Here is a 12,617-nt window from a genome sequence, read left to right on the forward strand (position 1 = left end):
TCAGGCGCGGACTTGTCCACTTCCCGTAACATAAGTTGTCGTTGTTGTTAAGTGGACGAGACCCATGGGACCACGCACATGGAGTTTGCCAGTTGAAATTCCCACTTCAGCCCCAAGTCCATACTCACCACCATCATGAAAGCGGGTGGAACAGTTGACAAAAATCGCAGCACTGTCCAGCTCCTTTTGGAAAGTTTGGATCTCTGTTACATCTTCCGATAAAATACATTCTGTATGACCGGAACTGTATTTTCGAATATTTTCCATGGCTTCGCCAACAGAAGATACGATCCGAACACTGAGTCTAGTATCCAAAAATTCTGTATAAAAGTCTTCCTCTGATGCTTGTTTGGCGGAAGGGAAAACTTTGATAGTGGATTCATCCCCGAGGATTTGGATTCCCGCAGATTCTAAATCTTCCAATAATTTCTTTATATTCGGATAGTCTTTATGAATGAGTAGGTTTTCCAAAGCATTACAAACCCCAGGTCGTTGTACTTTCGAATTGATTAAAATGGGAAGTACAATCTCTGTGTTTGCATGGTTTGATAGATATAGATTGGTAACCCCTTTATCATGTTTGATGACAGGAATTTTACTATTTTCCGAAACAAAACGAATGAGGGCTTCGCCGCCACGAGGAACAATCACATCAATCAGATCATCCAATTGGAAAAAAGGAACCATAGCCTCTCTATTTGTATTCTCTACAAATGTTACCACTTCTTTTGTCACACCAGGTAACTTCTTTTCTTCAATTGCCCTGTGGAATAAAGAAGAGAGGATTAAATTCGAATGAAAGGCTTCCGAACCACCGCGCAAAATACACGCGTTCCCAGATTTAAAAGACAAGGATGCAATATCGATGATCACATTGGGCCTTGATTCAAAAATTGTCATGACCACACCGATCGGCACACGTTTCGTGAGCAGTTCCAGTCCATTGGGAAGGATGGTTCCACGAACCACTTCCCCCACAGGATCTGGGAGATTCCGAATTTCTTCGATGCTCTTTGCCATGTTCTTAATTCTTTTGGAATCCAGTAGAAGGCGGTCCATCATGGCAGAGGACAAACCTTTCTCTTTTCCATTCTGCATATCGAGTTTATTTTTTTCGATGATCGCGGCTTCATTTTGGACAAGCAGTTCTTCCACTCGCACCAGTACAGCATTTTTTTCTAAGGTGGTAAGACCTTTTAGAGCTCTACTTGCTAGTCTGGCTTTTGTTGCTAAATCTTTCGCATAATTTGTTAATTCATCTGCCATGGTTCACTCCGCTTGAAAGGAAAAAAAATGAGTTTGGATTTCTGATGCATTGGGAACTCGGTGTGACAAAGAGGAATCGGCAACCAAAGTTCCAAAGTTTTCTACTTCAAAAAACTTCGCGATTGCGTGTTTTTTCTCACCATTCACAATTCCCGTTTTAATTCCGTACGGTAACAAAAGTTTTGCGGCATTGATTTTAGTAAACATACCACCGGTTCCAGGTCCTGATGGTCCCGTTGCCAATTTTTCCGTTTCTTTAGTGATTTCAGTGAATAAATCAATTTTAGATTGGTCTTTTAAAAATCCATCCACACCAGTAAGTATGAGAAGAAGATCCGCTCCAACAATGGAGGCAACAATAGCAGATAGGATATCGTTATCACCTAAATTGATTTCTTCTGTGGAAACAGAATCATTTTCATTTACGATGGGTAAAATTCCCCAATCCAGGAGTTGGCGGAAAGTTTGTTTTAGGTTTGTAAAACTCTTTTCCTCATTTAAATCTTTTCTTCCAAAAAGAATTTGCGCAATTGGAACATTCACTCGACTAAAAAAACTTTCGTAAAGATTGAGGAGTTTGTTTTGGCCCATGGCAGCAAATGCCTGTTTTTCGGCCAATGTGGTTTTCCCATTGGGTAAGGAAAGGGAGCCACTTTGGTCCACCAGAAGTTTTTTCCCTTGGGCAATAGCACCAGAAGAAACAAGGATTACTTCTTTTCCTTGGTCTCGAAGTGTGCGAATGTCACCAACAAGATCATATAAAAAATCGTTAATTTTGGATTCTTCACCGGAAACACGAGCACTTCCGATTTTGATCACAATGAGTTTGGCCTTCTTTATGGAGTCTAAAAAATCCTTACGTGTTTTCATAAACTAACTTTGCTTTGTCTTCAAAAAATACTTTGTCAATTCGTTCGAGTAGGTATTCTAAATTGGATTCTTTGTCGGCAGAAATACAAATGATTTCGCCTAAATGGGAATAGTTCTTTTGGATCTCCGCTGTGAATTCGGGGTCACCATCCCAAATATCCATTTTGTTGATGACTATTAAGAATTTTTTATTTAAAAGAGTTTGGTTGTAATTTCCAAGTTCACTACGTAACATTTCCAATTCTTCTTCGAGTTGTAAATTACCACCATCAAAAAGAAAAAGAATCCCTTGGACTCGTTCAATATGTTTTAAAAAACTAATCCCAAGTCCCACACCACGAGAAGCCCCTTCAATGATTCCAGGAATGTCCGCTACCGTGTAACGAAACAAATCTTCATGTCTATGCACCACACCAAGATTAGGGGAAAGAGTAGTAAAGGCATAACCCGCAATTTTAGGATGTGCATGTGTTATTTTTGCGAGTAGGGTCGACTTACCTGCGTTAGGAAGCCCAACAATTCCAATGTCTGCGAGTAATTTTAATTCTAATATGAGGGAAAGCTCTCCACCGTCTTCTCCGGGTTGGCTATAACGAGGTGCTTGTTGGACAGAGGTTTTGAAAAAGGTATTTCCTTTTCCACCGCGTCCCCCCGTAGCAATGGTAAAACTTTCGCCGTCGTGATTGAAATCATAGATGAGTTCCATGGTAACAGAATCAATGATTTGGGTTCCGACAGGAACTTTGAGAATCAGATCTTCGCCGTTTTTTCCATTTCGGTTTTGGCCAAGTCCTGGTTCTCCGTCTTGGGCAGCATACATACGGTCAGGGAGGTAATTTTCCAAAGTCATCATCCGACCTTCGGCAACAAAGATGACATCGCCCCCTTTGCCCCCATCACCACCATCTGGTCCACCAAATTCTACAAATTTCTCTTTGTGGAAATGGACAGAACCTGCCCCTCCGTGTCCGGCTCGAATTTGAATGGGTACTTCGTCGATAAATCCGCTCATATATTCCTTTGGTCAAAAAAAAACCCGTTCAAGGGAGATCCTAAAACGGGTTTTGTCCTCTCATCTGTAGGAGAGGATTACACTTTCGGGTAAACGGAGATTTGTTGTCTTTCTCTAGTTACGTGTTCGAAAGTCACTACACCGTCAACAAGTGCATAAAGGGTATGGTCACGACCAATCCCAACATTTTTTCCGGGTTTGTATTCAGTTCCTCTTTGGCGAACAATAATGTTACCAGCGATGGCAAATTGTCCACCGTAAACTTTTACACCAAGTCTCTTCGATACCGAATCACGACCGTTCTTTGTGGATCCACCACCTTTCTTTGTAGCCATTGTTTACCCCTTTATTATTTCGTTTTGGATGGAAATCGCTTGGGAATGAGAGTTTTCTAAAGATTTTAATCCAAACTCAACCATGGAAAGTAGGCTTTGGTAGCCATCTCTTTGGGTCGGTTTCACTAAAAACCTTAAATAACCGTCTCGTTTTTCTTCCGTTTCCAAACTGCCTTGTGATGCCAAGTAAGAGTGAGCACTCTGAACCAGAGTGGAGACCCCTGCACACAAAAGATTCTCGCCTTTCGAACCTAAGTCCTTGGGAGAATGTCCTTCCAGTTGGATTCCTGCGATTTTCCCTCCTAAATCTTTAAAAATCTTACTATAAATCAATTATCCGTTGATGGATACTACTTGTAGCTTTTGGAGTTGTTGTCTATGACCCCAAGACTTCTTGTAGTTCTTTCTTTTTTTGTATTTGAAACCGTGGATTTTATCACCCTTGCAGTCTTCTAATACTTTCAAAGTCACTTTTGCACCGGAAAGTGCTGGTGAACCAATGTTCACTTTGTTGTTATCGGAAAGGAGTAGGACTTTCGTTTCTACTGTGCTTCCAACCGAGTTTCCTGTTTTTTCTGCGACGAATACCTGGTCAGGAGACACTTTAAATTGTTTGGCTCCAAGTTCAATGATGGCGAACATATAACTATCCTAATCTCTTTCTCGAATGTAGTTCTTACCAGGTTTTCTGATAGGCACCTCTTGTCAAACTGAAATCCCCATTTACAGCCTAACTGGATTAGAATTTCTGGTAAAAACAATGGAAATTCGCAACATCGCCATCATCGCACACGTCGACCACGGTAAGACGACACTAACAGATTGTATCCTTCGCCATACGGGCGCCGTAACCGCAAAAGAAGACCGAGAAAGACTCATGGATTCCAACACATTGGAACAGGAAAAAGGGATTACCATCCTTGCCAAGAACACTTCGGTAAAATACAAAGGCACTCGCATTAATATCGTAGACACTCCAGGTCACGCTGACTTTGGAGGGGAAGTGGAACGAGTTCTGTCCATGACAGACTGTACATTATTACTTGTCGATGCTTTCGACGGTCCGATGCCACAAACTCGTTTTGTTCTTGGAAAATCACTCCAACTTGGGCACAGACCGATTGTGGTTGTAAACAAAGTGGATCGCGAAGGGGCAAGACCTGGATATTCAGTAGACAAAGTTTTTGATTTGTTTAGTGATCTCGGTGCCACCGAAGAACAGTTAGATTTTCCTATCATCTATGCTTCGGCAAAACAAGGTTGGGCGGTAAACCAACTTTCAGAAGTTCCTGGATCAAACATTGAACCTCTTTTAGATAAAGTTTTGGAACATGTGGCTGCGGTTAAAAACGAAAGTGACAAAGCCCTCCAATTCCAAGTCACAGCTCTTGATTATAATGAATACGTTGGTCGTATTGCCATTGGTAAAATCTACCAAGGAACTATGAAAAAAAGTGCTGATGTAACACTTGCAAAAACAAATGGAAGCACTGCTAATTATAAAATCACAAAACTTTACGGTTACGAAGGACTCACTCGTTACGAAATCGATGAAGCGGGCTCTGGAGATATCGTAGCTATGGCTGGGATTCCAGATGTATTCATCGGGGATACAGTTTGTGATTTAGGAAATCCACTTCCACTTCCTGCCATCCAAGTAGAAGAACCAACTGTTTCCATGTTCTTTATGGTCAACAACTCACCGTTTGCTGGGAAAGAAGGTAAATTTGTTACCACACGTAACTTAAGAGAACGCCTTGACCGCGAACTCGAAACGAACGTGGCTCTTCGTTTGGAAGAAACAGAAGACAAAGATCGTTTTAAAATTTTAGGACGTGGGGAACTCCACTTATCCATCCTCATTGAAAACATGAGACGAGAAGGATACGAACTCCAAGTATCTCGTCCAGAAGTGATCATCAAACAAAACGAACTTGGGGAAAAGATTGAACCTTATGAAACCCTCGTGATGGACCTTCCTGACCAATACTCAGGTGCTTGTATCCAAGAGCTAAACCGCCGTAAGGGTGAGTTAACAGGAATGGACGCTCACACTTCTGGAATCACCCGTGTGGAGTACACCATTCCCACAAGAGGACTGATCGGATTTAGAGGTCATTTTATTTCTGAAACTCGTGGAGAAGGGGTAATGTCTAGCCGTTTCCTACGTTTTGATAAATACAAAGGCGAAATTCCTGGTCGTAAAAACGGTGCTCTCATTTCTATGGACTCTGGAGAATCCACTGCTTACGCACTATGGAAGGTGCAAGAACGTGGGGATCTTTTCATTGAACCACAAGTAGCAGTTTACCCTGGTATGATTCTTGGAATGAACAGCAGGGATTCTGATTTAGAAGTAAACCCAGTTCGTGAGAAAAAACTCACAAACGTTCGGGCTTCTGGATCGGATGAAGCAATTCGTCTTGTTCCACCAAAGAAACTCACTTTGGAACAATCCATTGAATTTTTAGATGATGATGAACTTCTGGAAGTGACTCCTGCAAGTTTACGCCTTCGCAAAAAAGTTTTGGATGCGAGCATGAGAAAAAGATCTGGCGGCGGAAGATAAGTAGAATTCAAAACTCTAACTGATTTCTAAAACCAAACAAAAAAGGGACTAAATATTTAGTCCCTTTTTTTATACACAGAGCAAAGCGGAAAGGCCGTTTTAACGATTAAAATCCCAATCCTTTGAGTGCATCTCCCGCACCTGGAATTTTTTTCAAAGCGTCACCAGCTTTGCCTTTGATCACCTCTTTGACTGCTCCGCCAATTAGATCGGTGAGAGTTCCAAGTCCTACCCCAAGTTCTACATTTGGATTGCGAATGTCTCCATAAGTGCGAAAGGGAATGAAAAGCCTCTCGTCTTTAACGAGATTACCAACAATTTTATTGCGAAGGGCTTTGGGATCCCCTTGGCCTTTGGTGGCTTGTTTGATTTTTTCATCTACGGATGCAAGTGACTTCTTAGATTCGTCTTCATCGTAAAGCATACCCATTCTCATTTCATGGTAGTTTGTTGTGGTGATGATGTACGATCCTTTGGTGATTTGTAAGTCGTAGTTTTTAGTTGGGAAGGTTGGTTCGTCGAGGAAGGTGACTTTACCATTACTATATTCCACTTTAAAGGAAACGTCTTTTTTCAATTCTGCTTTTTCCTTTAGTTTATCCAGTTTTAATCCCGCTTGGTTTAATGCTGGAAGTTCGCCCGCAATGGCATCAAACGCAGCAAACCCAGACAAAAAAGAGTCCTCTTTCATTGTGACTTCATAAATGACTTTTGGATTTACAAGTCCCGTTTTGACCACAAAAGGTGTTAGTTTTCCTTCTGTTTCCAATAGAAACTTAGCTGCTTCTTTTTTGTTTCTACCAATGATTGTGACATCCGCATCAAAATTCACATTAACATTGTTATGCGACTCAAGATCGCTTCCATCAATATCAATGTCTTTTAATTCTAAATCCAATTTTTGAATTTGTATTTGTTGGCCCGTTTTACGCATATTCACTTGGATGGTTCCTTCTTGGATCCCTACAAGTCCCATCTTTATGGCAATCGGAATGTCTTTGATCGAAAATGGGCCAGAAGGAGGGGCACTCGCTTTTTCTTTTGCTTCTTCTTCCTCTGCTGCTTTTTTTTCCGCTAAGGCTTCTGGGGAAAGTGCTGGGTTCTTTTCTCCATCTACAATTTTAGGTGTTTTGAAAAGAGAAGTTAAATTGTTCCCACCATCTTCATTCATAGTCAGAGAGATCTCTGGTTTTTTTAGAACAATTTTATTTACTTTTAAAGTTTTCGTGAGAAGGGCTAAAAAGGAAATTTTTACATCCGCTTTTCCAAGCTGAATGAGACCCTTGGGTTTTGATTTTCTTTCCTCGAGAGGTGTTCCTTTGTTTGCTACTTCATCGCGCGGAGCAAGGATGATTCCTTCGATCTCGATTCCAGAAAGAACATTGAACAAACTGATGTTAACAGATTCGACATGAGCTCGCACATTGATGGATGATTCGATTTGTTTGACAAGAAAACTAGGGGTGATGAAACTCCCAGCAAAAACTAACGCGATGATTACGATGAGGAGAATTGCTGCAATCGCTGCTCCAATTCCGTACCCTATTTTTTTCATATTGTCTCCTAATTTCAACACTAACGAGTGGAATAGAGACTAAGCTAAATTTTCTGTCTGTAAAGTAAAAAAGGGAAAGAAATTAATTCAAAAATCGAACCGAACTAATGATATTGGTTAGTTGTTGGAAAAGTTCATCCCCCACTTCTTCGTCGGAGTTGTAAGTCACAAGGAGCATTCTTGTATGATTGGCCACCATATAAACCATCCAAACTCGGTCTTCTTTTAAGAATTCACAGGCGCGAATGGAGGAACCTTCGTTATTTTCAAAAACAGCTACGTTTTCGGCATCGTAGTCAATTTCATGGATTTTTAAATAGTTTTCTAACTCGTAGTCTACGTTAAAATCTTCCTGTTTTGATTCAAAGGCATACACCTGTAGTGCACCCCCACCGTCGGGATGGAAAAAAGCAGGAATTTCCTCAACGACCATATGTTCCCAAGTGGCTGGGAAAAGAAAGGAATACCAACCTTGGGGTGATCGAAATTGTTTGTACATTGGTTTTGTCATGGGAAATCCCTTTTCTTTCCAATAAATCTTTGGAGTAATGGCAGTAAATGATTTTCAAAAGAAAATACTACTTCCTCTCCCTTAGTTTTTTTCTCTTTCCCTTTGTATCAGGAAGTATCTTTGCACAAATTTCTGGTAATGAATCCGCACACCCTTCGGCATATTTACTTGGTCTTTCTTCCTCTGGTGTGGTTACCAAAAACTCCATGGGAAGTCTTTATGGAAATACAGCCTTTCTCGCAGACACTGGAAAACATTTAGTTGATGCGGGTGTAAACGCAAGTTATGCGAATTCAAAAATTTCTCCCTTGTATCTATCTGGTGCCTTATATTTTTCTTATTCTGATTCCTTGGGATTTGGATTTCGAGGAAAACCTGTTTTCCTTCGTTCCTTTCCTGCAGATGAAAGGTTTTCCAATTATGCCTTCCAAGGTTTTGTCAGTTGGAAACTAAATGAATACTTATCATTTGCCTTTCACCTAGGGCCTGGAGTTTCAGGAAGGCTTGGGGGCTATAGTTCCTATTCATGGAACGTATCTGCATCCACTGCCTTCCAATACGGTAATTTTCGACTCGGTGTTATTTTAGAGTCTCCCGGAAGTTATAGGTATGATAAATATTTAGGATCGGAAAAATTAAAGGAAAAACTTCCGGAACGTTTATTAGTTGGTATTGGTTACAAAATTACCGAAATGATTGATTTACAAATCGAAGGGAATCGTACTTTTTTTGAACGGTCTCATATCTCTTTAAACGGGGCGACAAATTCTAATGTTTATCCCATTCGAACTATGTATGCAGGTAACATAGGTTTAGCGATAGGGAAAATAGAATCTTTCCAAGTTCTCACAGGACTCGGTCGTGAGTTCCGAGCTGATTCTAGTTTGAGAGGATTTTATACTGCCTCTTTAGGAATTGCAGGTTCCATTTTTCCATCTGAGTTAGGGGAAGGGTATTTGTATTCGGTTTCTGTGCAAAGATCGGGCCTCAGTGTTCCCGAAAGAGAGGGGGCAGAGACCAGAGCGGCAGCACAAATCCAGATTCAGTTCCAATGATGAACAGCATTTGCTTAAACTATAAGCAAATTGGATGGTTTCCATAAATGCAGATTACTCCTTTCGCTCAAACTTAGAACATAATGTAGAGAAATATATGATATTCTGACTTCTTTAGGCGAGATGCATCGTCGGTACGATACTTGCATCTAAATCAGAAAGGTATCCTATATGGTTGATTTCAAAGTTTCCAAACGAATGCTCGTCAACTTCCGCGGACAAAACAAAGTCGTGGGAGGATTAACAGACAAAGATAAAATTGCGATCCTTCTCTACATATCCAAAGAATTTGCTAATTTAGATAGAGAAGACCAACTCTTTTCCAAAGTCATCCTGATCTGTCAGGAAATTTTTGAGTCGGACAATACTACGCTCCGACTTTGGGATGGAGAGTTCCTCGTTCCTGTAAAGTTTGTCAAAGAAACAGAACCTCCTCGCCGGAACTTAGTGGCAGGAGAAGGGTATTCCGGATCTGTTTTTGAAACAAGAGAACCGGTTCTAGTCAATGACCTCACTCGCTCTGCCCACTTCTTTGATGAGGGCGAAACAACAAAATCGGTTATGTGTGTTCCCATCATGCAAAAGGAAGAAATTCTTGGGACACTCGCCGTAGAAAGTGAACGTGAAAATTTTTACATCACTGATGACTTAGAAATTCTCGAAGCCCTCACTTCTCAATTGGCCCTAGCCCTTTATGGGGTCAGGCTGATTGAAGGACTTGTCACCGCAAGAGCGAGAGAGGCTGCCATCTTAAATCAGTTAGAATGGGATTTGAAGATGGGACGAAATGTCCAAAGCCAAATTCTCCCCCAAGATTTAAGTGCTTGGAACGGAATCTATTTTGCAAGTCACTATGAGCCAATGGCAGAAGTCAGTGGAGACTTGGTGGACATTGTGAGACAAGGCCATTCCCTTACAGCAATTAACATTGATGTGTCGGGACATGGAATTCCAGCGGCCCTTGTCACCATGGCCATCCACCACCAGTTTCGTAGATCGGTAATGGCTGGACTTGGACTTACGGAAATTATGGAAGAACTTGGTGAAAAACTTAGAGAACAACTTCCAGAGTCTACTTACTTCACTGCCTTTATGGTTCGTATTTTTAGCGATTATACTTTTGGTTATGTAAATGCAGGCCACCAACGTATGTTACATTACAAAGCTGCTGATGATACCTTCATTCAGTATGATACCAAAGGTGTTCCTCTCGGAATTCTTCCTGTCAGAAAAATTGATTACGAAGAAAAACAAGGTAAATTGGAACCGGGAGATTTTCTCCTCTTAATTTCAGATGGATTTAGCGAACAAAGAAACCATTTAAAAGACGAAGTGGGAGTGGATCGAATCCTTACGTGGTTACAAGACGAAAGAGAAAAACTTGTTATGGAAGGTCGTGGAAAGGTAGATTTAAAAAAATTATCAGCGGCTTTTGTTGAAAGATTTCGGGCTTACCAAGGTGACGTTCCCAATGGAGATGATTTAAGTTTTTTATTCCTCTATTGTGGGGATTCCATTCCAGAAGCTTCGCATTACATCCAACTTGCGAAACAATCCAATTCCAAAATGAAAATGGAAGAGGCTTATGCTCAGGCCCTAAAAGCTTTTAGCATCGATTCTTCCTTGAAGGAAATTTTGGTATTTTTGGGAAAAATGTATTACCGAGACGGAAAATACAACGAAGCGATTCGGTATTTGGAAGAGTATTTACGAACCTCTGGGGATAATACAGCAGCATCTCATTTTATGATGGGACGGGCTTATTATAAAGCCGGAATGATTTCCGAAGCAAAACGGGCGTTAAAGATGGCTCTTTCGAGTGACCATAGTTTTGCGAAAGCAAGTATCTTACTTGCACAATGTTATTTGAAAGAAAATGCGAAACCAAAAGCAATCAAAGTATTGCAACAAGGCGTAAAGAACACACCTCAAAGTATGGAATTAAAAACTTCACTTTTAAGGTTAGAATCACATTCGCAGAAAGTTAGTTAAGGAAAGTTTATGAAACGATTTGGAATTTTATTTAGTTTAGTTGTCTTTTTGGTTGCCTCCTCCTTGGGAGCTGAAGAGGCAGATGGCAACAAAGAGAGTCTAGAAACATTGGCAAAAGAAATGGCGACCATTAAGGCATCCTTAGCGGAAACCAAACTAGCGTTAGAAACAACCAAACAGGAGTCAAACTGGGTTTGGACCTGTATCGCAGCCTTTCTTGTATTTTTTATGCAAGCAGGATTCGCTTATGTGGAAGCGGGATTCACTAGGGCAAAAAATGCCGTGAATATCCTTATGAAAAACTTCTCTGACTTAACAGTAGGAGCGATTGCCTATTGGGTAGTTGGTTTTTCGATTATGTTTGGACCTCAACTCTTAAGTGGATTTGGGGTGGGGGTTCCTGCTTTTGCAGAAAGTCTGATCAATGCAGAAGATGGAAGTATGGATCCTGCTAAATATACTTTTTTTATCTTCCAAATTGTATTTGCGGCAACGGCTGCGACCATTGTATCAGGGGCAATGGCAGAGAGGACAAAGTTCTCTGCCTATTTGGTGTTTTCCATCATCATCACTGCCTTCATTTATCCGATCTTTGGGTCTTTTGCTTGGGGAAGCCTCAACGGAATTTCTATAGGATTTTTGGAATCTCTTGGCCTCGGTGGGGGTGAAGGTGTTGGGTTTCATGATTTTGCCGGATCTACTGTCGTTCATAGTGTCGGTGCTTGGGCAGGTCTTGCCGGAGCTATCGTGGTGGGTCCACGGATGGGGAAATTCCAAACAGATGGCAGAGTGTATCCCATTTTAGGACACAATATGTCTATGGCTGCTCTCGGTGTGTTTATTCTTTGGTTTGGTTGGTTTGGGTTTAACCCTGGTTCGACGACTTCTATCGAAGGTGGAAGTTTTGCAAGGATTGCCGTTGTCACTCACATGTCTGCTTGTGCGGGAGCTATTTCTGCGATGATTCTCACTTGGCTTTTATTTAAAAAACCGGAAATTGGTCTGACCTTAAATGGGGGACTTGCCGGTCTTGTGGCCATCACAGCACCCTGTGATGTCGTAAGCATTACAGGTGCCGTTGTGATTGGAACGGTAGCCGGTGTGCTTGTGATTGTATCTGTCCTATTTCTAGATAAAATCAAAATTGATGATCCTGTTGGTGCTGTCTCCGTTCACGGTGTCTGTGGGGCTTGGGGGACACTCTCGGTAGGGCTTTTCAGTATAGAAACAGGACTTTTTGCAGGAGCAGGTTTTGCTCAGTTTGCAGCCCAAGCCATCGGTGTGGTGACTGCTTTCCTTTGGGCTTTTCCGACAAGTTTCCTTATGTTTTATGTAATCAAAAAAACTATGGGACTTCGTGTTTCGGAAGAAGAAGAGTTACTCGGACTCGATATTTTAGAACACGGAAACGAGGCTTACCCCGTTTCCAAATAGTCCTTGACCCTAGGCTTT

Annotated in this window: 12 protein-coding genes; 4 read left to right on the top strand and 8 right to left on the bottom strand. The window is 41.3% G+C overall.

The window, feature by feature from the left end; genetic code table 11:
* From EHQ16_RS16220 to rplU, 6 genes are all read right to left on the bottom strand, one after another.
* Positions 1-1,266, bottom strand: a complete 1,266-nt coding sequence (locus tag EHQ16_RS16220) for a glutamate-5-semialdehyde dehydrogenase (RefSeq protein WP_135632250.1) — start codon at positions 1,264-1,266, stop codon at positions 1-3.
* 3 nt (positions 1,267-1,269) lie between these two features.
* Positions 1,270-2,136, bottom strand: coding sequence for a glutamate 5-kinase (gene proB / locus EHQ16_RS16225; protein WP_135632251.1), 867 nt, complete (start codon positions 2,134-2,136; stop codon positions 1,270-1,272).
* Positions 2,123-3,148 carry a GTPase ObgE gene (obgE, locus tag EHQ16_RS16230; RefSeq protein ID WP_135632252.1) on the bottom strand — a complete coding sequence of 342 codons (1,026 nt, stop codon included), beginning with the start codon at positions 3,146-3,148 and terminating at the stop codon, positions 2,123-2,125. Before obgE ends, proB begins: the two co-directional genes overlap by 14 nt.
* 77 nt (positions 3,149-3,225) lie before the next feature.
* Positions 3,226-3,483 carry a 50S ribosomal protein L27 gene (gene rpmA / locus EHQ16_RS16235; protein ID WP_100742967.1) on the bottom strand — a complete coding sequence of 86 codons (258 nt, stop codon included), beginning with the start codon at positions 3,481-3,483 and terminating at the stop codon, positions 3,226-3,228.
* Between the two features lie 3 nt (positions 3,484-3,486).
* Positions 3,487-3,816, bottom strand: a complete 330-nt coding sequence (locus tag EHQ16_RS16240) for a ribosomal-processing cysteine protease Prp (RefSeq protein ID WP_135632253.1) — start codon at positions 3,814-3,816, stop codon at positions 3,487-3,489.
* On the bottom strand, positions 3,817-4,125 hold the full coding sequence (rplU, locus tag EHQ16_RS16245; protein WP_135632254.1) for a 50S ribosomal protein L21: 309 nt from the start codon (positions 4,123-4,125) through the stop codon (positions 3,817-3,819).
* Positions 4,126-4,243: 118 nt separating this feature from the next.
* Here rplU and typA point away from each other — a divergent pair, with 118 nt between their 5' ends.
* Positions 4,244-6,052, top strand: a complete 1,809-nt coding sequence (typA, locus tag EHQ16_RS16250; RefSeq protein ID WP_135632255.1) for a translational GTPase TypA — start codon at positions 4,244-4,246, stop codon at positions 6,050-6,052.
* A gap of 106 nt (positions 6,053-6,158) precedes the next feature.
* On the opposite strand, the gene EHQ16_RS16255 is transcribed toward typA, so the two are convergent.
* Both EHQ16_RS16255 and EHQ16_RS16260 read right to left on the bottom strand, forming a co-directional pair.
* On the bottom strand, positions 6,159-7,607 hold the full coding sequence (locus EHQ16_RS16255; RefSeq protein ID WP_135632256.1) for an AsmA family protein: 1,449 nt from the start codon (positions 7,605-7,607) through the stop codon (positions 6,159-6,161).
* 82 nt (positions 7,608-7,689) lie between these two features.
* Positions 7,690-8,118, bottom strand: coding sequence for a hypothetical protein (locus tag EHQ16_RS16260; protein ID WP_135632257.1), 429 nt, complete (start codon positions 8,116-8,118; stop codon positions 7,690-7,692).
* Positions 8,119-8,165: 47 nt separating this feature from the next.
* Here EHQ16_RS16260 and EHQ16_RS16265 point away from each other — a divergent pair, with 47 nt between their 5' ends.
* From EHQ16_RS16265 to EHQ16_RS16275, 3 genes are all read left to right on the top strand, one after another.
* A complete protein-coding gene (locus EHQ16_RS16265; RefSeq protein ID WP_135632258.1) occupies positions 8,166-9,173 on the top strand; it encodes a hypothetical protein in 1,008 nt (335 codons plus the stop codon).
* Between the two features lie 171 nt (positions 9,174-9,344).
* A complete protein-coding gene (locus EHQ16_RS16270; protein ID WP_135632259.1) occupies positions 9,345-11,165 on the top strand; it encodes a GAF domain-containing SpoIIE family protein phosphatase in 1,821 nt (606 codons plus the stop codon).
* Between the two features lie 9 nt (positions 11,166-11,174).
* Positions 11,175-12,599, top strand: a complete 1,425-nt coding sequence (locus EHQ16_RS16275) for an ammonium transporter (protein ID WP_135632260.1) — start codon at positions 11,175-11,177, stop codon at positions 12,597-12,599.
* Positions 12,600-12,617: the final 18 nt, after the last annotated feature.

This window comes from Leptospira kanakyensis (genome assembly GCF_004769235.1).
GTDB lineage: Bacteria > Spirochaetota > Leptospiria > Leptospirales > Leptospiraceae > Leptospira_A > Leptospira_A kanakyensis.